This is a genomic window from Rhizobium sp. AG855, assembly GCF_003610655.1.
GTDB classification, from domain to species: domain Bacteria; phylum Pseudomonadota; class Alphaproteobacteria; order Rhizobiales; family Rhizobiaceae; genus Allorhizobium; species Allorhizobium wuzhouense.
The window spans coordinates 2900164-2922430 of the sequence record NZ_RAQG01000003.1 but is presented as its reverse complement, the minus strand read 5'-3'; the positions used below and the strand labels follow the sequence as shown (position 1 = coordinate 2922430).

The window sequence follows — 22267 nt, the reverse complement described above, 5'->3', positions numbered from 1 at the left end:
GAAAAATGCGACTTTCCAGTTCGGCAATTAACTGAATCTTAGAATCTGAATGCAAGGTTTACATCAAGGCTTCTTCGGTCCTCCGACTCAGGTTAGGTATGGAACGATAGAATTCGGTAGAGGCTCCTGTGGCAGCAGGAACTTCATGACCTTCGAAAGCGCAGGATTAGAGATCTCACCCGATCTCGAATGCATGATGCCTCCCGCGTTCCGGCTTCATCGCAAGCCATGTTTTACCTCAAGTTTCAGTCCGCTAGGACACCCTTTCGACGACGGCCGATGATGGCGCGCATCGAAGGGCTAAATCGCCAGCAGGTGCAGGATGCGCCTGGGTCCGCGGTGGCAGGGTGATCAGGCCCTTTCACATTGCGGCGGCAGGGGAATGACATCTGCAAATCGCAACGTCAAAGGCGCGCGTAAATGACCTCGATCATCACATCTCTGACCACCACCCAGGTCAAGGCACTCACCACGGCCTCCATCGTCTCGCTCAACACCGAAGACATGGCGGCCCTGTCCTCTGCTCAGATCAACGTCCTTTCGTCCGCGCAGATTGCAGCGCTGGAGACGGTGGATCTGGCGGCTCTCAGCTCCGCCCAGCTCAGCGCGGTTTCGGCAGCCTCCATGGTTGGCCTGAGCGCTGCCCAGCTCGCCGTGATCGACTCCGCCAAGATCAGCGCCCTCGGCACCGGCCAGATTGCAGCTCTCTCCTCCGCCCAGGTCGGCAACCTCTCCTCCGCCCAGATCGCTGCAATGACCAGCACGCAGATCGGTGCACTGACCTCCACCGCCATTTCCTCCCTGGCGACAGAAGATTTCGCAACGCTTGATTCTGCCGATATCGCCGCGATCAGCAGCAAGGCGATCACCGGCCTTTCAACTGCCAACATCGCAGCTCTCACCACCGCACAGCTCGCCGGCCTCTCGACATCGCAGGTCGCAGCACTGACGACCGCCCAGGTTCGCGCCCTCAGCACCGCCAGCGTTGCAGCTCTCTCGACCGCACAGGTTGGCGCTCTCGTTTCGACCCAGGCTGCCGCTCTCGGCGGCACGCAGATCCAGAGCTTGACGACGGCCCAGGTCAGCGCCCTCAGCACCAAGGCCATCTCCGGCCTGAGCTTCACCCAGATTGACACGCTGAACACCAACGTTGCCGGCTTGACCTCCAGTCAGCTGGCCGTGATGAGCTCGACTCAGCTCTCCGCCTTCCTGGCCGACGACGTTGACACCTTCTCGACCGACGAAATCGCAGCGATCAACGTCAAGGGCTTTGCCGGCCTGACGACAACAGCTCTGGCTTCGTTCGACACCGCCCAGATGGCTGCCCTGACCACCGGTCAGCTCGCTGTCATGACCTCGACGCAGGTCGGTTCGCTCAGCACCGCCCAGGCAGGCGCCCTGACGAGCGCGCAGGCCGCCGGCCTCGGCTCGTCCCAGATGGCGGCCCTGAACACGGCCAACGTCGCTGCCCTGTCCACCGCCGCCGTGGCAGCCTTGAGCTCCAAGGCGATTTCTGCCTTGACGAGCGCACAGGTTGCGGCGCTCACCACGGACCAGGTTGCTGCGCTCACCACCACCCAGCTGGCTGGCCTCAGCTCCGCTGCAGTCGGCGCGCTCGGCACCGACGATCTCGCAACGCTCACTTCGGCTGAGATCGCCATCATCAGCAGCAAGTCCATCGGCGGCCTCGGAACGGCTGCCATTGGTTCGCTCACCACGGCCCAGACGCAGGGCCTGACCACCGCACAGATGGTCGCGCTCAACACTGCACAGCTCGGTGCCCTGACCACCGCACAGGCCGCGGGTCTGACCACTGCCCAGGTCGGTGCTTTGACCTCGACGCAGGTCTCCGCCCTCAGCACGGCCAATCTGGCTGTCATGTCCACCGGCCAGATCGCCGCCCTCGGCTCCGCCGCTGTCGGTGCACTGTCTTCCGCCCAGTTCACGGCGCTGACGACCGCCCAGGTCGAAGCCCTGACGCCGGCCCAGGTCGCCGCTCTCGGCTCTGAGGACCTCGCAGCGCTCGGCAGCGACGATATCGCCCTGTTCTCGACCCTCGACGTGGCTGCTATCTCCAGCAAGGCGATCAGCGGCTTGTCGACGGCGGCCGTCGCCGGCCTGACCACCGCACAGGTTGCCGCTCTGTCTTCGGCACAGGTTGGCGCCATGTCCTCCGCCCAGATCGGCGCGATGACGACGGCTCAGGTTGACGCTCTGGGCAGCACGCAGATCGCTGGCCTCGGTTCGGCAGCTCTGGCCGCTCTCGGCACGGATGACCTCGGCACCTTCTCGACCGCAGAAATCGCGGCTATCAGCTCGAAGGCAATTGCCGGTCTCACAACCGCCAGTGTTGCAGCCCTGACAACGGGCCAGGCCGCCGCATTGACGACCAGCCAGATCGCAACTCTGTCGACGGCCCAGGTGGCATCGCTGACCACCGGCAGCGTTGCTGCTCTGACCACGTCCCAGATCTCTGCCCTCGGATCGAGCCAGGCTGCCGCCCTCGGCGTGACGCAGCTTCAAAACATGACGACGGCACAGATTGGCGCCCTCAGCACCAAGGCGATTTCGGGCCTGACATCGACGCAGATCGACGTCTTCAACACCGGACAGATCAACGGCTTCGGCACCGGCCAGCTCGCGGTCCTGACCTCGGCCCAGCTCACCGCGCTGATGGCGGATGACATCGACACCTTCTCCACCGACGATGTCGCTGCCCTGAACTCCAAAGCCATCGCTGGTCTGACCACCGCAGCCCTCGGCTCCTTCGACACCGCCCAGGTTGCGGCTCTGACGTCGTCGCAGGTTGGATCTATGACTTCGACCCAGGTCGGCGCGCTGACCACGGCCCAGGCTGCAGCCTTCACGACCACGCAGGTTGCCGGTCTCGGTTCCACGCAGATCGCCGCCCTGAACACCGCAAATCTGGCCGCGTTGACCACGGCAGCGATCGCCGCCCTGAGCTCCAAGGCCATGGCTTCGCTGAGCAGCGCTCAGATGGCGGCCCTGACGACCGCCCAGGTTGCGGCACTGTCCACGGGTCAGATCGCTGGCATGAGCTCGGCATCGATTGCCGCCCTTGGCACGGATGACCTTGCCACCTTCGACTCCGCCGACATCGCGCTTATCAACAGCAAGGCCATCTCCGGCCTGACCACGGCGGCGCTTGCCAGCCTGACGACGGCCCAGACCGCCGGCCTGACCTCCGCTCAGGTCGCAGCGCTCACCACCGCGCAGCTGGGTGCCCTGACCACCGCGCAGGCCGCTGGCCTGACAACGGCCCAGGTCGGTGCTCTGAGCTCGAAGCAGGTGGTTGGCCTCAGCACGGCAAGCCTCGCAGTCCTGACCACCGCCCAGATCGGTGCGCTCGGTTCTGCTGCCGTCGGCGCTCTTTCCTCGGCGCAGTTTACCGCCATGACGACCGCTCAGGTCGAAGCCCTGACCCCGGCACAGGTTGCCGCTCTCGGCTCCGAAGATCTGGCCGCTCTCGGAACGGACGATATCGCCCTGTTCTCTAGCCTCGACGTCGCCGCGATCTCCACAAAGGCGATCTCGGGTCTGTCGACCGCAAACGTGGCAATCCTCTCTACCGCCCAGTTTGCCGGGCTGACTTCGGCCCAGATCGGTGCCATGTCGTCTGCCCAGATCGGCGCAATGACGACGGCTCAGGCCGATGCCCTGACCAGCACGCAGATCGGCGGTCTGAGCTCTGCAGCCCTGTCGGCACTCGGCACGGATGACCTTGCGACCTTCTCGACCGCAGAAATCGCTGCGATCAACACCAAGAGCCTCAGCGGTCTGTCGACAGCCAATGTTGCAGCCCTCACCACCGGTCAGGCTGCCGCACTGACCTCTGGCCAGATTGCCGCCTTCAGCTCCACGCAGATCGCCTCCCTGACCACCGGCCAGGTCGCCGCCCTGACGACCGCTCAGGTCAGCGGCCTTGGCTCCACCCAGGTGGCGGCACTGAACACGGCAAGCCTCGCCGCACTCACCACCGGCCAGGTGGCAGTGCTCAGCAGCAAGGCCATCGAGAAGCTGTCTTCCGCCCAGGTAACGGCCCTCACGACGGCTCAGGTCGACGCTCTGACCACGACACAGATCGGTTCGCTCGGTTCGGCTGCACTTGGTGCACTCGGAACGGATGATCTGGCGCTCTTCGCCTCCACCGACATCGCTGCGATCAACAGCAAGTCGCTGGCTGGCCTGTCGACCGCCAACGTCGCCGCTCTGACAACGGCTCAGCTCGCCGGCCTGACGTCCACACAGATGGCGGCACTGAGCACAGCTCAGCTGGGTGCACTGACAACGGCACAGACGGCGGCTCTGACGACCGCTCAGCTGTCCGCACTGAAGTCGACCCAGATTTCGGCACTAAACACGGCGAGCATCGCAGCGCTGACCACCGCTCAGGTCGCGGGCCTCGGATCTGCTCAGATCGGTGCATTGAGCTCGACCCAGATCGGGGCGCTCTCGACGGCCCAGGTCGACGCTCTGACGACGACGCAGATTGCCGGTTTGAGCTCCGCGGCCCTGGCCTCCTTCGGCACCGATGACCTGGCGACCTTCTCGTCGGCAGACATCGCAGCAATCGGCTCCAAGGCTCTGGCTGGTCTGTCGACCGCCAATGTCGCAGCGCTGACCACGGCCCAGACGGCAGGTCTGACCACGACGCAGGTCGCAGCCCTGACCACGACACAGGTCGGCGTCCTGACCACCGGTCAGGTGGCGGGTCTGACCACGGCGCAGACCGCAGCGCTCACCTCGACACAGGTCAAGGTCCTGGCCACGGCCAGCGTTGCGGCTCTGACCACCGCTCAGGTTGCAACCCTCGGCACCGCCGCAGTTGCCGCATTGACGACGGCACAGATCGACGCCTTCACGACGGCGCAGGTCGAAGCTCTGACCGCGGTTCAGGTCGCCGCACTCGGCTCGGCCGCCATCGCCGCTCTCGCGACGGCCGATCTGGCCACCTTCTCGACCGCGGAAATCGCAGCGATCACCACCAAGGCGATTGTTGGCCTCGAAACCGGCGACTTCGCAAGCCTGACAACAGCCCAGGTTGCTGCCTTCACCGGCACGCAGATCGGCGCCATGACCACCGATCAGGTCACCGCGATCGTTGCCGCCTACCAGGCGATCTAACAAGTCCGGCGCGGATTTCTCCGCGCCGCCTGACGACACATGACACTCAAGAACGGCGTCTCCGAGCGGAGGCGCCGTTTTTTGTTGCGTGGCTTGCAGCACAGGTGCCCAGCTTCGTCAGGTCATCTTGAGTCGCATCCATCCACAGCCTCTATCGCCCGCCCAACGCGCGTTATGCGTGTCCGGGCGCCCGTCTTGCGCCTGCAAGTCCTCGCTCCAGTCTCAGGCAAGCCCAGCTCCCTAAGAGTATTGTCCATTGGTGGACACGCGCGATCTGCCGTTGTGGCGCGGGCGATGATTTTGATGACAACATAGCATCACGGATTTTGTATATGAGCACCACGATTTCCTCCCTCAGTCTCAATCAGATCCGGGCCGCGACAACAACGCAGGTCGCGGCCTGGTCGACGGAAGATGTGGCCTCGCTCACCACCCAGCAGATCGGAGTCTTGTCGTCGGGACAGATCGCGGCGCTGGATACTGAAGACGTCGATGTGATGAGCACCCAGCAGCTCAAGGCGATCTCGCAGTCGGCAATCGTCGGCCTGACGCTCGACCAGCTCGCGGTGCTGGATCAGTACGACATCGAAAACCTCAATATCAATGTGATCGGTAAACTGACGCCCGGCCAGATCGCCGGACTTTCGAGCGCGCAGGCGGCGGCGCTCACTCCCGGTCAGGTCTCTTCGCTGACGGCGGCACAGCTTGCGGCCTTGGGCACGGAAGACATTGCCGCATTCTCGACGGCTGATATGGCAGCCATCAACAGTCGAGCCATCGTCGGTTTGTCGACCGAAGCCATTGCTGTCTTGTCCACAGACCAGATCGCCGCCTTGAATACGGGCAGCATCAGCCAGTTGACGACGAGGCAGTTGGCCGCGCTGTCCTCGACCCAGACGGCAGCGTTGACAGCGCAGCAGGTTGGCAGCCTGTCGGGCAAGCAGAGCATGCAGTTGTCGACGGGCAACTTGGCGGCATTGACCACCGCTCAGATCGCCGCGCTGAGCACTAGCGCTATTGCCGGTCTGTCGACGCTCCAGATCGGCGTCCTGTCGACAAGCCAGGTCGAGGCTTTGACGAGCGGCCAGATTAAGGTCTTCTCTGCGGCCCAGATCGGCGCACTGGGCGCAGACGATTTGGCGACATTCTCGACAGCCGAAATCGCCGTGCTGTCCGGCAGGACCGTGACCGGCATGACCACGGCGGTTCTGGGAAGCCTCACCACCGACCAGATCGCGGCATTCGGTACGGGCGCGGTCGCAGGGTTCACCACCCTGCAGATCGGCGCTTTGACGACAGATCAGGCCGAGGCCTTGACGAGTATCCAGGTAAAGGCGCTGACCTCAGCCCAGGTCGCAGTCCTCTCGACGGCTGCGCTCGCCACATTTTCGACCGCAGATTTCGCCGCACTGACCAGCAGGGCCGTGATCGGGCTGTCCACCGATGCCATGGTGACGCTGACGGCCGATCAGATCACGGCCTTGAACACGGGTGCCGTTGCCGGGCTGACCACCAAACAGCTCGGTGTCTTGACCTCTGCCCAGGTTGCAGCCCTCTCCACCTCCCAGATTGGCGCGATGAGCTCGCGCCAGGTCATCGGCTTTACGACAGACAATGTCACAGCCTTGAGCGCAACGCAGATCGCAGCCATCACCACGGCCGGGATCGCCGGTCTGTCAAGCACCTTGGTCCGCGCGCTCTCGACAGCACAGGTCGAGGCCTTGTCCTCCTCACAAGTCAGGGCCTTGCGCTCGGATCAATTGGCAGCACTCGGCTCCGACGACATTGCCACCATGTCCACGGCTGATATTGCCGCGATCGCCAACAAGGCAGTCTTGGGCCTCAGTCTGGAGGCGATCGCTGCCCTGTCGACGGCACAGATGATGGCCCTCTCGACCTCGGCGCTGGCAAGCCTGTCGACGGACCAGATCAATGCCCTCTCCACCGGCCAGGTTGCGGCTCTGACCGTAGACCAGGTAAAGGTCCTGAGTGCCAAGCAGTTGGGAGCACTCGGGACCGATGACATCGCGACCTTCTCGACGGCTGAGATTGCTGCCCTGGTCAGCGCTTCGATGCCCGGGCTCAGCACCGATCACATCGCGGCTCTGACGACAGCGCAGATCGCTGCTCTCAATATCGGTTCGGTCATCAACCTCTCAACGTCGCAGATCGCGACCTTGAACACGGCACAGGTGTCGGCCCTGGCGACATCCCAGATCAGGCTTTTGAACGCGAGACAGCTGGCGGCACTGAGTGCTGAAACCATTGCCGTTCTCTCGACCGGCCAGATCGCGGCCCTCAGCGCCGTCGGCGTTTCCGGACTGACCAGTGACCAGATCGAAGCCTTGTCGACCGCCCAGGTTGAAGCGCTGACGACAGCCCAGGTCAAGTCGCTGACGTCCGCCCAGCTCGGTATGCTCGACGCCGCCGACCTTGCAACCTTCTCCCAAGAGGACATGGCTGCGATCACGGGTCAGGCCGTGGCCGGCATCAATACCGGAATTCTCGCAGCACTCCCGACAACCCAGTTTGCCGCTCTGACAACGGGAGCCATTGCCGCTTTGTCCGTCGGCCAGGTCGAGGCTCTCGGAACGAGCCAGCTGGGCGCCTTGTCCACCAAGCAGATTGCAGCTCTGACCGCCGCTCAGGTGGCAGCCATCAGCAAGACGGCAATTGCAACCTTGTCGACCGACCAGATCGCCGCACTGAGTGTGGTAGGGATTGGTGGCTTGACCGCAGAGCAGGTGCAGGCCCTGTCGACAGACCAGGTGCAGGCCCTGACAGACAAGCAGGTGAAGGCCCTCAAGTCTTCGCAAGTGGCCGCCTTGGGGACTGACGATCTCGCGACCTTCTCCACACTGGAGATCGCCGCCCTGACGAGTGATGCCATCGCTGGCCTCACCAAAGAAGGCTTTCAATCTCTCTCGACAGCACAGGTCTTGGCCCTCAACGTTGCCGCAATGGCAAAGCTGCCTCTCGATCTGATCGAGGTCATGACCTCCGATCAGGTTGCCGCGCTGACGACAAAGCAGATCGCTGCCTTGGGTTCAAAGCAAATTGCAGCGCTATCGACCGCGAACATCGCCAATCTGACGACATCGCAGGTCCTCTCGCTCAGCAGCGCCGGCATCGGCGGCCTCACATCCGCACAGATTGCAGCACTCAGCACCGACCAGGTGGCAGCGCTTTCGAATGTTCAGGTCGTCTATCTCAGTTCCACACAGCTGGAAGCCCTCGATTCGAATGATCTGGCTGTCTTTTCTACCAAGGACATCGCCGCGATCACTCCGTCTGCGATAGCAGGCCTCTCAGCCGCGATAATCTCCTCCTTGTCCACCGAGCAGGTTGCCGCATTGAGCGGCAGCACGATTGCGGCCCTGACGACAAATCAGGTCGTCGCCCTCGGGTCGAACCAGATCGCCGCCTTGACCAGCAAGCAGATGGCTGCCCTCGGCACGGTGCAGATTGGTGCCCTGGCAACGGGTACGATCGCGGGGCTCTCGACGCTCCAGATCGCATCGCTGAACACAGCAGCTGTGGCTGCGCTCAACTCGGCCCAGATTGCAGCTTTGACGACCGACCAGGCGGAAGCCCTGACGACGGTGCAGGTTGCGGCCCTGAAGTCGGATCAGCTGGCGGCCCTGGGCACCGATGATCTCGCGACCTTCTCGACCAAGGAAATCGCGGCGATAGGCGCAGCGGCAGTAGGCGGCCTCACATCCACCGTTATCGCCTCCCTGTCCACGGCTCAGGTCGAGGCGTTGAGCACAAGTGCTATCACCGGCCTCTCGACCAAGCAGCTCGATGCCATGACCACGGCTCAGATCGAGGCTCTCGGTGCCAATCAGGTGGCAACGCTGAACTCGACCCAACTTGCGATACTCGGCACTGATGACATCGCGACCTTCGCCACGAAGGATATCGCCGCGATCGGCTCCGGGGCCATTTCCGGCTTGTCCACGGCCGTGATCGCTGCCTTGACCCCGGCCCAGGTGGCGGCTTTGACCAATGCCAGCATTGCCGGCATGAGCACCAAGCAGGTGGCGGCAATCGATGTCGGGCAGTTTGGTGCGATGAGCACGAACCAGATCGCGGCACTGACGTCCGCGCAGATTGGTGCGATCGCCACCGCCACCATCGCGACGCTGTCGACCAGCCAGGTCGCAGCCCTCGGCGTCGGTACCGTGGCCGGCCTGTCCTCAAGTCAGATCGATGCGCTGAGCTCCAGCCAGGTGGAAGCGCTGACCAGCAGCCAGGTGGGTTCGCTGAGTTCTGGACAGCTGGCCATGCTGACCAGCCAGGACATTGCGACCTTCTCGACCGCGGATATCGCGGCCCTCGGATCCGTCGCGATCGGTGGTTTGTCTCCGAGCGTCATCGCGTCGCTGTCGAGCGCACAGGTGGCCGCACTGACGGCGACAGGCATCGGCGGGCTTCGAACCCAGCAGGTTGCGGCTTTGACCTCCGGCCAGATTGCTGCCCTGACCTCATCGCAGATTGCAGCCCTCTCGTCGTCTCAGATCGCGGTGCTCAGCACCGACAAGATCGCGCTTCTTTCCACGGGCCAGGTGACGGCACTCACAGCCGGCGGCATCAGTGGCCTCTCCACCGCGCAGATCGTGGCCTTGAGCACGGCGCAGGTTGAGGCCTTGACGCCGGCCCAGGTGGCCGCTCTGAGTTCCAAGCAGATTGCGGCCCTCGGCACAGACGATATTGCCGTGTTCTCGACGGCCGATATCGCCGCAATCAGCTCTAGCGCCGTCACGGGAATGACGTCGCAGTTGATTGGGGCTCTCTCTGCCGACCAGCTCGCGGCCTTCAGCGCCGGTGGCGTCGGCGGCCTGTCGACCACGCAGCTGAGCGGCCTGACCCCGGCCCAGGTGGCGGAACTCACCACGGCGCAGATCGCGGCACTGAGCTCAAGCCAGATTGCCGCCATCACCACCACCAGCATCGCAGCCTTCTCCACCACCCAGATAGCCGCCATCAGTGCGCAGGGCATTGCCGGTCTCTCCACCTCTTTGATCAGTGTCCTGAGCACCGGGCAGATCGAGGCCCTCACCACGGGCCAGATCGGCGCGCTCAGCTCGCGCCAGCTCTCGGCTCTTGGCACGGATGACATCGCGGTCTTGTCGACGGCGGATATCGCCGCCATCAACACGGCAGCCGTTGCCGGTCTGGCGAACGGACAGATAGCGGCCCTTTCCGCCGAGCAGGTCATGGCGCTGAGCACCGGCGTGATCGCGGGCCTGTCCACCGCCCAGATCGCAGCACTGAGTGTCGCGCAGGTCGATACCCTGACGACGGCTCAGATCGCCGCATTCGGTTCGCGCCAGATCTCTGCCCTCGGCACCGATGATATCGCAGTGCTCTCGACCGAGCAGATCGCCGCCATCAGTGGCACGGGCGTGGCAGGTCTCACTCAAACTCAGATCCAGGCCTTGCTGTCGGATCAGGTCGAAGCCCTGACCCCGGCCCAGATTGGCGCCTTGAGCTCGATGCAGATCTCAGCCCTTGGCAGCGAGGACTACCGCGTCTTCTCGAGCGCTGATCTTGCCGCGATTGCATCCGGTGCCATTTCGGGCATCCCGACCGCCGTGCTTGCAGCCCTGACGCCTGACCAGATTTCCGCGTTCAGCGCGGGCAGTATCTCCGGGCTTTCGACACTGCAAATCAATGCTCTCGGTACGCAGCAGATCGAGGCCATGAAGACCGACCAGATTGCGGCGCTGACCACCCGCCAGATTGCGGTGTTCGACTCCGCTGACCTTGCCGCGCTTACGACGATGCAGATCGCGGCCCTCGGTACGGCCGCCGTGAGCGCGCTGAGCACCACGCAGTTCGTCGCCCTCAGCGCCGGACAGGTGGAGGCCTTGACCACGGCCCAGGTTGCCGCCCTGACGTCTGGCCAGATTGCCGTTCTCGGTACCGATGACCTGGACATGTTCTCGATCGCCGACATCGCGGCGATCAGCTCGAGCGCCGTGACCGGCTTCTCCACGGACACCATTGCGTCTCTGTCCACCGAACAGATTGCGGCCCTCGGGACCGGTGGCATCAGCGGCCTGTCGACCGCCCAGATTGCAGCACTCAGCACCCTCCAGGTCGAGGCGCTGACCACGCTGCAGGTCGCAGCTCTCGGGTCGCGGCAGATCGCGGCACTTGGCACGGACGATCTTGCGATACTGTCGACCGCCAAGATCGCGGCCCTGAGCACCGCCGGGGTGGCGGCGCTATCCACCGCGCAGGTCGCGGCCCTGAACATCGACCAGATCGAAGCCTTCACCTCGAACCAGGTGGCGGTTCTGACCTCCGCGCAGATCGCGGTGCTGACCATCAACGCCATCGAGACCTTCTCGACGGCCGATATGGCAGCCATCAGTTCGTCCGCCATTTCCGGCCTGTCGACGGGCATGATCGCAGCCTTCTCGACAAACCAGATCGCAGCCCTTGGGGCGACCGGCATCGCGGGTCTGTCGACCGCCCAGATCAACGCCATGAGCATCGACCAGGTGGAGGCTCTGACGCCGAAACAGGTAGCGGCCCTGACCTCACGGCAGATCGCGGCCCTGGGGACGGATGATCTCGGCGTCTTCTCGTCAGCGGACATTGCCGCGATCAGCGCCGGCGCAATGGAAGGTTTTTCGACCGCCCAGATCGCCAGCCTGACGCCGGCGCAGGTCGGCGCGCTGAGCACGGCAGCCGTTGCTGGCCTCAGCACCACGCAGTTGGCCACGCTGACGTCGGAGCAGATCGATTCCCTCAGCACAGCGCAGATCGCAGCCCTGACATCGAGGCAGATCGAATCTCTGGGCACGGACGACCTGGGTTCGTTCTCGACGGCGCAGATCGCAGCCATCAGTGCAGCCGGCATTGCCGGCCTGACCGGCACGCAGATGGCAGCGCTCAGTGTCGAGCAGATCGGCGCCTTGTCGATCCCCCAGATCGCGGCGCTGAGTTCGGGCGCACTGTCGGGATTGAGCATTTCCGATCTCGAAGGCTTTACCGCCGCCGAGATTGCCGCCATCAGTTCGTCGGGAATTGCCGGCCTGTCGACGGACTTCATCGCCGGCCTCACCACCAGCGCGGTCGCAGCTTTGGGCACAGCCAGTGTTTCGGGTCTGTCGAGCGCCCAGGTCGCGGCACTCAGCGTCGACCAGATCGCCGCCTTCTCGACCACGCAGATTGCAGCCTTGAGCGCCAACGGCCTGGCAGGTCTCGGAACGCAGGATATTGCGGCCCTGTCGTCGGCCGATCTTGCAGTGATCGGCGTCTCGGCCATCAAGGGGCTGTCGACAGCGGTCATTGCAGCGCTGTCCACCGGTGACATCGCCGGACTGTCGACCGGCCAGATCGCCGGTCTGACCTATAACCAGGTTGCAGCGTTGAGCACGGCCCAGGTTGCGGCACTCTCCCTGGCGCAGATTGGTGCCATGGGAGCCGTCCAGGCCGCAGGTCTCGGCACGGATGACATCGCCTTGCTGTCCACGGAGAAGATCGCGGCTCTCAGCTCCAGCGCCATTGCCGGGCTGAGCACGCAGGTAATTGCCGCTTTGAACACCGCTCAGGCGGAAGTGCTGAAGCCGGGCCAGGTTGCGGCACTCACCTCGGCACAGGTTGCAGCGTTGGAGCGGGAAGATCTTGCGACATTCTCGGCCGAGGACATCGCCGCCTTCAGCGCCAGCGGTATCTCTGGCCTGTCGACGGACGATATCTCGCATCTGTCGAGCAACCAGCTCGGAGCTCTGATGGATCATCAGATGGGCGTGATGAACTCCGATCAGGTCGCCGCTGTCATTGCGGCCTATCTGGCCGGCGGAAACGCCTGATTCGAGCCGCGTTCAGCGTCTCGTCCGCAAACAAAAACACCGGCCGAGGTCTCCCGGCCGGTGTTTTCTTATGGTGTGCAGGTCGTGAGCGTCAGGCGAGCAACACAGGCTCCAGATCCCGTTCCATCGCGACACGTCCCTGTTTGAACTCCTCGTTGTAGAGGCGATATTGCGGGCTGTTGTCGCGTGCGGGCAGGGGAGCCTGGACGGTGTAGGTCGATGCCGCCTTGGGCGACAGGACTGCAAGATTGGTCAGACGGACGGCTTGGCCGACGGTAAATCGGTGGATCGACATGATAATTCCTCGCGGTGCTGGAGTAAGATCCGGAAGCAGGATCGGGAAAAAGACGTCGACACGTGTCGGTCCGGGCAGATGGTCAAGGTCGTCGCCTCGAAACGGCCCGTTTCATCTCGGTAACTACTCTCAGATATGGGGCCTGGATCGTAAATTTCAAGGTCTGCGGAGCAAGGTGTCGCCATCGGCCGGCAATACGGTCGGCCACCTGTACATGACGGAAAGAAACTCAAAGACGGGACGCGGGCTCACCTAGGATCGAACGCTCGGATCAGCTAAGACGGGACGAACAGAACAGGCCGGGATCTTGTAAACCCATGGGTATGGCGCAGCGCACCACCAAACCACAGCTGAAGATCGCCTTCGTGCTGTCGCGCGCCTTCACGTTGTCGGCATTCGCCCTGTTCATCGACACCATCCGGCTCGCCAGCGACGAGTTCGATCGCTCCGGCCGGGTCAATGCCGATTGGCAGGTGCTGGGCAGCACACGTCATCTGATCACCTCCAGCTGCGGCGTTCAGGTTGCTCCCACCAGTGATTTCGTCGATCCGGGCCGTTTCGACTATATCGTCGTGGTCGGCGGCCTGCTCGGTCAGCACGCTGCGGTCGATGCGGACACGGTGCAGTTCCTCAAGCGCGCCGACGCTCAGAAAGTGCCGCTGATCGGGCTGTGTACCGGCACCTTCATCTTGGCGGAAGCCGGCCTGATGAAGGGTCATCAGAGCTGCGTCAGCTGGCTGCACTATCAGGCCTTCCGCGAACGTTTCCCGGATCTCGATGTTCGCTCGGACCGGCTTTTCAACCTCGACCGGCGGCGCGGTTCCTGTGCCGGTGGCAGCAGCTCGGCCGATCTCGCGGCTTTCATCGTCCGCCAATATCTCGGCCACGACGCGGAGCGAAATGCATTGGAGGTTTTGCAGATCGAACGCGCGCGGTCGAACCGGGATATCCAGGTGCGCCGGCCTCTCACCATCGAATGCGAGGATCCGCGCATCAAGGCCGTGCTGATCCTGATGGAGCAAACGCTTGAAAGCGAACTCAGCATCGATCAGCTCGCCCGCTCGGTTGGCCTGTCGCGGCGGCAGCTCGAACGGCTGTTTGCCCAGGAACTGAAGGCATCCCCCGCCAAGGTCTATATGCGGCTGCGTATGGAGCGTGCGAAGATGCTGGTTGCCCAGACGGATGCCTCGCTGATCGACATCGCCCTGCAGGTCGGCTTCGAGAACACCTCCCATTTCAACCGGGTCTTCAAGAGCATTCACGGCAAGACACCCGGACAGATGCGCAACCCTGTTCCGGCTTGATCGGCAAACTGCTTGCGTTCAATCGCTGGCGTGTTGGACGAGGTGGTGCTGCGGGAACCCGCCCAGATGGCCACAGGTTTGGGCGGCGAGCCTGCGACCGCTCTCCAGGCATATATTCCAGTCGGAGCCTGCGATGCGGGCCGAAAGAAACCCGGCGATGAAACTGTCGCCGGCACCCGTGGTATCGACGACATCCACGGGCTCGGTGCCTGCCGTCACAGTGCGGACGCCATCGCTGACGGAGGCCCCTTTCGCGCCGCGCGTGACGACCGCCAGACCGGCGCCTTCCAGGATCAACCGTCGCAACATGGCGTCAGCCACGGTCGCGTCTTCGCCGGCCGAGCCGAAGGCGATGGAGAGGCCTGAAACGGCAAGATTTCGCGCGTCCGCATTGACAGAGATATCCTGCGACACGCTCACGCCTGCATCGCAAAGTGTTTCGCGCAGCGCCCCTTGATCGTCCATCCACCCGATATGTACGTGGTCCATGGTCTTCAGCGTTTCGATTTGTGCCGCAGTTGGCCGGTAACCGGCGCAGGCGCCGAAATCCTCGTAGGCGAAAACCCGTTCGCCGGAGGGAAGGATGTCGATTTCGGTGAAGGCCGTTTGCCCGGGTTGGCGCTGGACGTTGTCGACATGCACGCCATGAGAGGCCAGTTCGTCGAGTGTGCGGCGACCGTCCGCGTCGTCGCCGACGGCGCCGAAATAGTGGGCTTCATGACCCAGGCGTGCCAGTTGCACGGCCACGTTGACTGCATTGCCGCCAATCAAGGACAGGCCCGAGGGGCGGAAGCGGTCGATGCAATTGTCGCCGACAGCGGCAAATCTGAGCATGGTCATTCCCCCTTCTTGCCGTGCGCAACGGGATCGCGCAAGACAAGCCGCGCGATCCTTGATGCCTCGTCAGCCTCAATAGGCAACGCGTTTGTAGTAGCGGCGCGTGGTAAGCGGATGATTGCGCATCACCTCCAGGTGCGCGCTGATCCGCTCGAGCACGGTGGCCAGCAGAACCGGCGAAATCAACGCGCGGACGTTGGGCGAGATGCCGGGCAGGTCGAACTCCGCCGTATCAAGCACCGTCATCGCCTCGGTGTAAGCCGGAGCGAAGTTTTCCACCCGTTCTGCCAAAGGCCGCAGCTCGTCCTCACCCTTGAACAGGATGAGGCTCACGCCCTTGTCGATCAGTTCGAGCGTGCCGTGAAAGAAATCGGAGGCGTGCACAGGACGGGTGCGGATCCACTGCATCTCTTCCAGGATGCACATCCCGTAATAGAAGGCTTCCGGCCAGACGTTTCCAGCGCCGGTGATGATGTGATAGTCGGCCGCCGCAAGCTTCCGGGCAAATGCTTCCGCTTTCGGTTCAAAGGCGCGTTTCACCTCAAGCAGCAGTGACGGAAGCCGCTCCAGTTCGCCCGCGATCTCCCCATAGTTGGAGATCTCGCCCCGGTGGCGCATGACCGAAAGGGCAATGAACAGGGATTGCAGATAGAAGGATTCGCAGGACGTATCGTCTTCTGCGAAATTGACGAAGACATGGTCGCCACCTTGACCGAGCGGCGTATCCGCGTGGCCGACCAGCGTGATCACGGTCGCGCCGATCTCCTTCAGACGCGCGAGCAAGGCGACACTCTCCTTGGTCGTGCCGGAAAGCGACGGCATGACGACGATGGACTTGGGCGTCAGGTTCGCCGAGCCTGCAAGGATCAGCTCTGCCGGCATGTCGATGAAGGCAGGGAAGCGGGAGCGGCGTTGCAGCAACTGGGCCGCCGGCTGCATCAGGATCGCCGCGCCGCCGGTTCCAAGAAAGTAGATGTTCTCGGCGCCCGCTGAAAGGCACTCCGATATGACGTCGTCGAGACGCTGGCGCAAGGCGACTGCGCCAGCCTGGATCTTGAGGAAGCGTTCTTCGTCGAAATTCAGCATTCGGTTCTCCAATCCGTCGCGGTGCGGCACAGGTCAAACAAGACAATGTTGTAAGACAACTGACATCATTGCCAGGCGTCGTCAAGAGAAGGAAGCATGCGTATGCCCGGCATTTTTGCGCGGGATCGTCGCAGAGGCAACGGTCTCGCCCCGTGCTTGACCTTCCGACCTTTGTCAGACAAGAACGGGTGGAGACAAACTGCGAGGTAACCGTGGAAGATCCCATCCGTGATTCCAGAACCCTGGCGATCCAGCTTCGGGACCGGATAGCAGAGCTCATTCGCGCGGAGGGGCTCAAGCCCGGTGACAAGCTGCCGACCGAGGCGCAGTTGACGCAGCGGTTCCGCATTTCCCGTCCGGCTCTTCGCGAGGCTTTGAAGCTCCTTGAGCAGGATGACATCATTTACGTGGAGCACGGGCGCGGGCGCTTCATCTCTGCCATGTCGGCCGTCCAGGTCGACAGACCGATCACCGTCTTCGAGAGCGTCACCGACATGGCGCGGCACTATGGCTACAAGCCGGTGAACAAGGTTCTCTCGATCAGCGAGGAAGACGCACCCGCGACGGTGGCGGAAAAACTCGCGCTCGAAGACAAGGCACGCGTCATCCGGATCGAACGACTGCGCCTGCATGACGAAGAGCCGATCCTCTACTGCATCGACTACATCCCGCGCGCGATCATTCCGGCCAAGGTTTATGATATCGACTGGAGCGGGTCATTGCTCAACCTGCTGGAGCAATACCGTCATCGGCCCCGCATGTCCGCGGCGACCGTCTCCTCCGTCCTGTTGCCCTCAGATGTCGTGGAACGACATGATCTCCGCGATTTCGGGCCGGCGCTGCTGATTGCCGAGACCTGTTTCGATGTCGCGGGCAAACCGGTCAACTATGCGCTCGACTATCATCGCGGCAGCCATTTCACATTCAGTCTGGTCAGGAAGTGAGAGCTGGGGAAAGCGCCATTGTTGGCGCTTTATTTGAGCACCAGCCAGCCGGAGACGATGATGATGGCCGCGCCCGCCAGGGTGTGGAACTCGATCGGCGCTGAGAACAGAAGCGCTCCATAAAGGCAGCCCCAGATGATCTGACTGTATTGGAACGGGGCGATGAACGAGGCTTCCGCGATCCGGAATGCGCGGATCAGCAGCCCATGGCCGGCAAGAAGCAGGATGCCGCCCGCCACCACCAGCACGGCTTCGAACGGCCGCAAGGGCAAAAGGCCGTCATGCGCCAGGGCGACGCCGAGTGCGAGGGGGATCAGTACCACGAACAAGGTCGACAGCAGGGCCTCGTCATTTTCCTCGACCTTTGTCCGGCGCAACAGGATGAGCGAGAGCGCAAAGAATACGGCCGAACCGAGCGCGGCGAGGTGGCCCAGATTGACGCCCGCGGTTCCGGGTTTCAGAGCCACCGCCACGCCAACAAAGCCGAGGAGCACACCCGCCCAGCCGGTGAGTGACAGCCTCTCCCCCAGCAGTGGCCATGACATCACCGCCACCAGGATGGGCGTGAGAAACGCCAGAAGATAGGCTTCCGAGAGGGGCAGCAGCGCGAAGGCGTAGTGGATCAACAGCGTGTCGCCGGCAAGCAGCAGGGCCCGCAGAAATGCAACCGCCGGCTGGCGGGGGATGAGCCGTCGCATATGGCCCGTTACCGCCGCATAGCCGCACAGGACGACGAAGGCGGCCAGGGTGACGAGAAGCGTGATCTGCGGTGCAGGCAAGCGCACCGCAGTCAGTTTCACGATCGCATCGGTTCCTGAGAAGACGGCGAAGGCCAAAAGCGTCAGCACCACGCCGCGCCGGTTGTCCAGGGACCGTGACGCACCGGCGTCCAATCTGACGTCAGCGGACATTGAACCGCCCAAAGCGTTCCTCGATGCGCGACTGCATGAATTCGAGCCCGATCGACAGAAGCCAGTAGATCATCGACGCGGTGATCAGCATCTCGATGTGGCGGAACTCGGTCTGTCCCTGCGTGCGGGCGAGATACATGATTTCCCAGACGCCGACGACCGACACGAGGGACGAGTCCTTCAGCATCGCAATGAACTGGTTGCCCGTCGGCGGGATGATCACCCGCATTGCCTGCGGCAGGATCACGAGGCCCATGGTCTGGCTCGGGGAAAGGCCGAGTGCCGTGGCGCCTTCCGTCTGTCCCCGCGAGATGCTCTCGATGCCAGCCCGGAAGATCTCCGTCATGTAGGCACCGTAACACAGCGACAGGGCAAGGATGCCGGCGGGGATGGCCCCGATGACATAACCCACCTGGGGCAGACCGAGATAGATGATGTAGATCTGCATCAGCAGGGGAAGCCCGCGGAAGAGCGAGGTGTAGAAGGTCGCAAGCCCGTAGATCACTCCATTGCGCGAGAGTTTGGCGATGGCGCCGGCAAGCGCAATCGCGGTGGCGATCACGATCGAGATCGCCGAGATGAACAGCGTGGTGGTCACGCCCTGGGTGATCAGAAAGCCGATCTTCTTGGCGATGAAGGCGAAGGAGAGATCGAAGGAATAGAAGAAGACCATCAGCAGCCCGAAGAGCTCGAGCCAGACCGCAATGATCTGATAGCGCCTGTTGAACAGGTGCAGAAGCTTCCAGTTGATGGCCATGATGATGGCGATCAAGGCCGCAGACATCGCCCGACCTGCGGACGGGTAGTCGACGAGATAGGTCTCTGCCGGGGGGACGAGCCTGCCAATCCAGGCACCACTGATCCCGAGGCTGTAGAGCGCCACAGCAATCACGAGCAGGATCAGCAACCCGCCGATCCGGCGCGAGGCCTCGGGGTAGCTTAAAATCAGACGACCGATCATTCTCTATTCCTTTCAGGCCGCCCGCTCGCGCCACCAGTCCTGTGCCTGCAGCTTCCAATAGGTCAGTTGTGCGACAGTGAGCCCGGCGATCCCGCCTGCCCAGGCCAATCCGAAGGGGGCAAAGAGCGTGTGGCGGTCGCTCTGCTTGAGGATCGCCTCCGCCACCACCTTGCCGCCGATTGCCGTTGTATTCAGGCCATGGCCGCCGAAAGCCGTGCAATGCCAGACGCCGGGCTGCATCTCGCCGATCTGGGGCATGAGATGGCGGGCATAGGCCATGAGCCCGGACCAGGCGAGCTCCGTCTTCAGGTCCCGCAGTTGCGGATAGGTGCCGGTCATCTCGCGTCGCAGTTCCTGGACGAGGCCGGCGGTAGAAGCCGCCCGCGTGGTGATCCGGCCGCCCCAGAGAAGCCGCCTGCCATCGTCGACCAGGCGATAGTAGTCGCCGGCCCGGCGGTTGTCGCCAATGCCGTCACGGGTGGTGATCGCGGAGGCGATCAGGTCCGGCGCCTCTTCGCTGACCATGACATAGGTCGCGATCGGCAGCATGGCCCGTCTTAGCTGCGGGTTCAGGTGATCCGTATATCCGCCGGTCGAGAAGACCACGCTTCGCGCGGTGACCGCTCCACTTTCTGTGCGCACCTGCTTTTTGGCGCCAGCAAGATCTGTGGACAGCGCTCGAGAATTCTCGCAGATCACGCCGCCCAGCCGTTCAATCTCGGCTGCGATGCCGCGTAGGTAGTTGAGCGGGTGGATGTGAAACGCCTTGCCATCGCGAACGCCATGGAAGTAGCGCGTCGATTTCAGCGACTGCCTGACGCTGGCTGTATCGAGATAGGTGAGTTCCTGGCCGTATTTCTTGCGAGCCTCGGCCGCATAGGCCTTAAGGCCGGCCCCATCGTCGTAGCGCATGACGCTCGTGACGCCGTCGATCGGGTCCGCACCCGCGATGCCGAGGGCCGCAATGGTCTCCCGGACGAACTCGGCGCCTTCGATCGACATCAGGTAGAGTTGATGCGCGCGCTCGGCGCCACCGATCCGCGCGATGTGCTCCACGTCCGTCGCATAGCCCGCGCTGACGAAGCCGCCATTGCGGCCGGATGCGCCGAAGCCGATCGACTGCGCCTCGAGCACGACGACCTTCTGCCCGCCACGGGCCAGTTGCAGAGCTGTCGTGAGGCCGGCGAGACCACCGCCGATCACGACCGTGTCGCACTCGACAGGGCCTGAAAGTGCTGGCCGCTCTGTTCGGTCGACGATCGTGCGGGAATAATAGGTATCGGGATAATTCATGAGGCACCGGGTGGTTGGGGCGCGGAGACCGGGTCTCCACGCCCTTCGGATCAGTTGGCGCTATAATCCTTGCCGTACCACTTCGTGGTCAGGGCAGACAAAGTGCCGTCTTTCTTCATGTCTTCGATGATCCCGCCCACCTTGGCGGTCCATTCCGGATCGACCTTCTCGGCGATCACCACGAGCGGTTCGCGGAAGGCATATTCACCTTCCAGGATGCGCAACGGGTAGCCGTTCTTGATCGCGTTGAGCGCGGTCTGCTCCGGCGCGATCACCGCATCGAGGCGAACGCCGTCACCGAGACGGAGATCGTCGAAGGGCAGCATGGAATCGGCGAAGGTGCGCACTTCGCCGGGCTCGAGCTTGTATTCGATCGGTGGCAGGCCGGGGGCATCGATCTCAAGCTTGCGATTGATGAAGTCTTCCGATGTCGTCGCGGTCTCCACGCCGATCACCTTGCCGTTGAGGTCCTCGACCGTTTTGGCCGTGCTGTCCTTGTGCAGGACGTAGACGTAAGGGCTGAAGTAGTAGATGCCGACGAAATCGATGACCTGCGCACGGGCCTTGGTGGGGGTGACCGAACCGACGCCGAGATCGTAGCGGCCCTGCCAGCGGCCGCCCGTCAGCGTCGCCCATTCCGGCGTTTCGAAGCTCACCTCGACGCCAAGCCGTTTGGCGATCTCTTTCGACACGTCGATGTCGAAGCCGACCATCTCGTTGTTGTCATCGAGATAGCTCTGCGGCGGCCAGCCGCTGTTGGTGGCGACGACCATGGCTTTCTTTTGCATGACGCGGTCGAGCGTGGTGCCTGCATGTGCTGCGGTCGTCATCGCAAGAACGGCGGCCCCGAGGGCGAGGCCGGTGATGAATTTCTTCATGGCATTCCTCCTGTGAAGCGAACAGACGGTGTTCCCCATATATGTAAGATGTCTGACAATTGCAGTTGAAGCCATGAATCCGAAACTGTCAATCTTTAAGGCCGTTACGCCTGTATGAAAAAAGCTGATCCAGTCATCGTCTTTCGTGATGGCGGGGCCGGGGCACTCTTGGTCAGACAACCCGCGGGATTTCCCCGAGCGTTTCGCCGGGGCCGAGGCCTTGATCGGCTGGCAGGGGCTTCTAGGTAGAGTGGCGGGATCGATGGCCATCCGCGCATCGACCGGGCCGAAAGGACTTGCCTTTGTTCACCGGAAAACAGATTGCAGCCGCCCGCGCGCTTCTGGGGATGGGGCAGGGCGAACTTGCCGAGCAGGCAGGGGTGTCCGTTTCAACGGTTGAGACGCTCGAATCCGTCTCTGGCGAACTCCAGAACGGTCGAAGCGAGGTCGACGCTCTCCGGGCCGTGCTAGAAGAGCGTGGAATAACCTTCATCGATGAGCGGGTGACGAGCGCCGCGGGCGGTGTGGGCGTCCGCCTCTCCGCTGCCGCATCCACTTCTCCCGACACCGATGCACGCGAAACCATCCAATATCCGGAAATGGCCAAGGACGGGCCCTTCGGGGCGGGCGGCTGACGGTGATCGCCCCTCGCACCTCGGTGACGTCTGCGGTCCGGCATCGCTAGCCCCATCCTTCCCCTTGCGTGAAAGAACCTCACTGCGTTCATCCATTCTCGAAAAAATTTGTTGACTCCGAATTTGGATCGTTCCATATGAATTGGAAC

General features: G+C 63.0%; 12 protein-coding genes. 5 read left to right on the top strand and 7 right to left on the bottom strand.

Going from position 1 to position 22267, the window contains the following annotated elements; translation table 11 throughout:
• Positions 1-420: 420 nt before the first annotated feature.
• Positions 421-5145, top strand: coding sequence for a hypothetical protein (locus tag DFO46_RS14460; protein WP_120277774.1), 4725 nt, complete (start codon positions 421-423; stop codon positions 5143-5145).
• 332 nt (positions 5146-5477) lie between these two features.
• The gene (locus DFO46_RS14455) at positions 5478-12974 is read left to right on the top strand and encodes a hypothetical protein (protein ID WP_120277773.1); all 7497 of its coding nucleotides are present in this window, start codon (positions 5478-5480) and stop codon (positions 12972-12974) included.
• A gap of 91 nt (positions 12975-13065) precedes the next feature.
• Here DFO46_RS14455 and DFO46_RS14450 read toward each other — a convergent pair whose 3' ends face one another.
• Positions 13066-13269 carry a hypothetical protein gene (locus DFO46_RS14450; RefSeq protein ID WP_110789875.1) on the bottom strand — a complete coding sequence of 68 codons (204 nt, stop codon included), beginning with the start codon at positions 13267-13269 and terminating at the stop codon, positions 13066-13068.
• 317 nt (positions 13270-13586) lie between these two features.
• Between DFO46_RS14450 and DFO46_RS14445 the strand changes: the two genes are divergently transcribed.
• Positions 13587-14573 (top strand): GlxA family transcriptional regulator, encoded by a 987-nt coding sequence (locus tag DFO46_RS14445; RefSeq protein ID WP_120277772.1) that lies wholly within the window; start codon positions 13587-13589, stop codon positions 14571-14573.
• 18 nt (positions 14574-14591) lie between these two features.
• Here the strand turns inward: DFO46_RS14445 and DFO46_RS14440 are convergent, their stop codons facing one another.
• The gene (locus tag DFO46_RS14440; RefSeq protein ID WP_120277771.1) at positions 14592-15413 is read right to left on the bottom strand and encodes a PfkB family carbohydrate kinase; all 822 of its coding nucleotides are present in this window, start codon (positions 15411-15413) and stop codon (positions 14592-14594) included.
• A 69-nt stretch (positions 15414-15482) separates the two neighbouring features.
• Complete coding sequence (locus DFO46_RS14435) at positions 15483-16496, bottom strand: SIS domain-containing protein (protein ID WP_120277770.1); 1014 nt, start codon at positions 16494-16496, stop codon at positions 15483-15485.
• Positions 16497-16708: 212 nt separating this feature from the next.
• Here DFO46_RS14435 and DFO46_RS14430 point away from each other — a divergent pair, with 212 nt between their 5' ends.
• Positions 16709-17440: a GntR family transcriptional regulator gene (locus DFO46_RS14430; protein WP_110789871.1), complete on the top strand. Its 732-nt coding sequence runs from the start codon at positions 16709-16711 to the stop codon at positions 17438-17440.
• A gap of 29 nt (positions 17441-17469) precedes the next feature.
• Here DFO46_RS14430 and DFO46_RS14425 read toward each other — a convergent pair whose 3' ends face one another.
• Genes DFO46_RS14425 through DFO46_RS14410 form a run of 4 tightly spaced genes read right to left on the bottom strand, consistent with a single transcriptional unit; the run spans position 17470 to position 21483 of the window.
• Complete coding sequence (locus tag DFO46_RS14425) at positions 17470-18351, bottom strand: DMT family transporter (RefSeq protein ID WP_120277769.1); 882 nt, start codon at positions 18349-18351, stop codon at positions 17470-17472.
• Positions 18341-19312 carry an amino acid ABC transporter permease gene (locus DFO46_RS14420; protein WP_120277768.1) on the bottom strand — a complete coding sequence of 324 codons (972 nt, stop codon included), beginning with the start codon at positions 19310-19312 and terminating at the stop codon, positions 18341-18343. Before DFO46_RS14420 ends, DFO46_RS14425 begins: the two co-directional genes overlap by 11 nt.
• Positions 19313-19324: 12 nt before the next feature.
• Positions 19325-20605, bottom strand: coding sequence for an FAD-binding oxidoreductase (locus DFO46_RS14415; protein ID WP_120277767.1), 1281 nt, complete (start codon positions 20603-20605; stop codon positions 19325-19327).
• A gap of 50 nt (positions 20606-20655) precedes the next feature.
• The gene (locus DFO46_RS14410) at positions 20656-21483 is read right to left on the bottom strand and encodes a transporter substrate-binding domain-containing protein (protein WP_110789867.1); all 828 of its coding nucleotides are present in this window, start codon (positions 21481-21483) and stop codon (positions 20656-20658) included.
• Positions 21484-21785: 302 nt separating this feature from the next.
• Between DFO46_RS14410 and DFO46_RS14405 the strand changes: the two genes are divergently transcribed.
• Positions 21786-22118, top strand: coding sequence for a helix-turn-helix transcriptional regulator (locus DFO46_RS14405; RefSeq protein ID WP_183041902.1), 333 nt, complete (start codon positions 21786-21788; stop codon positions 22116-22118).
• Positions 22119-22267: the final 149 nt, after the last annotated feature.

Bases quoted from the DNA above. Each gene is read 5' to 3' on its own strand.
- DFO46_RS14460 (WP_120277774.1), top strand. From the start codon at position 421: ATGACCTCGATCATCACATCTCTGACCACCACCCAGGTCAAGGCACTC.
- DFO46_RS14435 (WP_120277770.1), bottom strand. From the start codon at position 16,496: ATGCTGAATTTCGACGAAGAACGCTTCCTCAAGATCCAGGCTGGCGCA.
- DFO46_RS14425 (WP_120277769.1), bottom strand. From the start codon at position 18,351: ATGTCCGCTGACGTCAGATTGGACGCCGGTGCGTCACGGTCCCTGGAC.
- DFO46_RS14450 (WP_110789875.1), bottom strand. From the start codon at position 13,269: ATGTCGATCCACCGATTTACCGTCGGCCAAGCCGTCCGTCTGACCAAT.
- DFO46_RS14440 (WP_120277771.1), bottom strand. From the start codon at position 15,413: ATGACCATGCTCAGATTTGCCGCTGTCGGCGACAATTGCATCGACCGC.
- DFO46_RS14445 (WP_120277772.1), top strand. From the start codon at position 13,587: ATGGGTATGGCGCAGCGCACCACCAAACCACAGCTGAAGATCGCCTTC.
- DFO46_RS14420 (WP_120277768.1), bottom strand. From the start codon at position 19,312: ATGATCGGTCGTCTGATTTTAAGCTACCCCGAGGCCTCGCGCCGGATC.
- DFO46_RS14410 (WP_110789867.1), bottom strand. From the start codon at position 21,483: ATGAAGAAATTCATCACCGGCCTCGCCCTCGGGGCCGCCGTTCTTGCG.
- DFO46_RS14415 (WP_120277767.1), bottom strand. From the start codon at position 20,605: ATGAATTATCCCGATACCTATTATTCCCGCACGATCGTCGACCGAACA.
- DFO46_RS14455 (WP_120277773.1), top strand. From the start codon at position 5,478: ATGAGCACCACGATTTCCTCCCTCAGTCTCAATCAGATCCGGGCCGCG.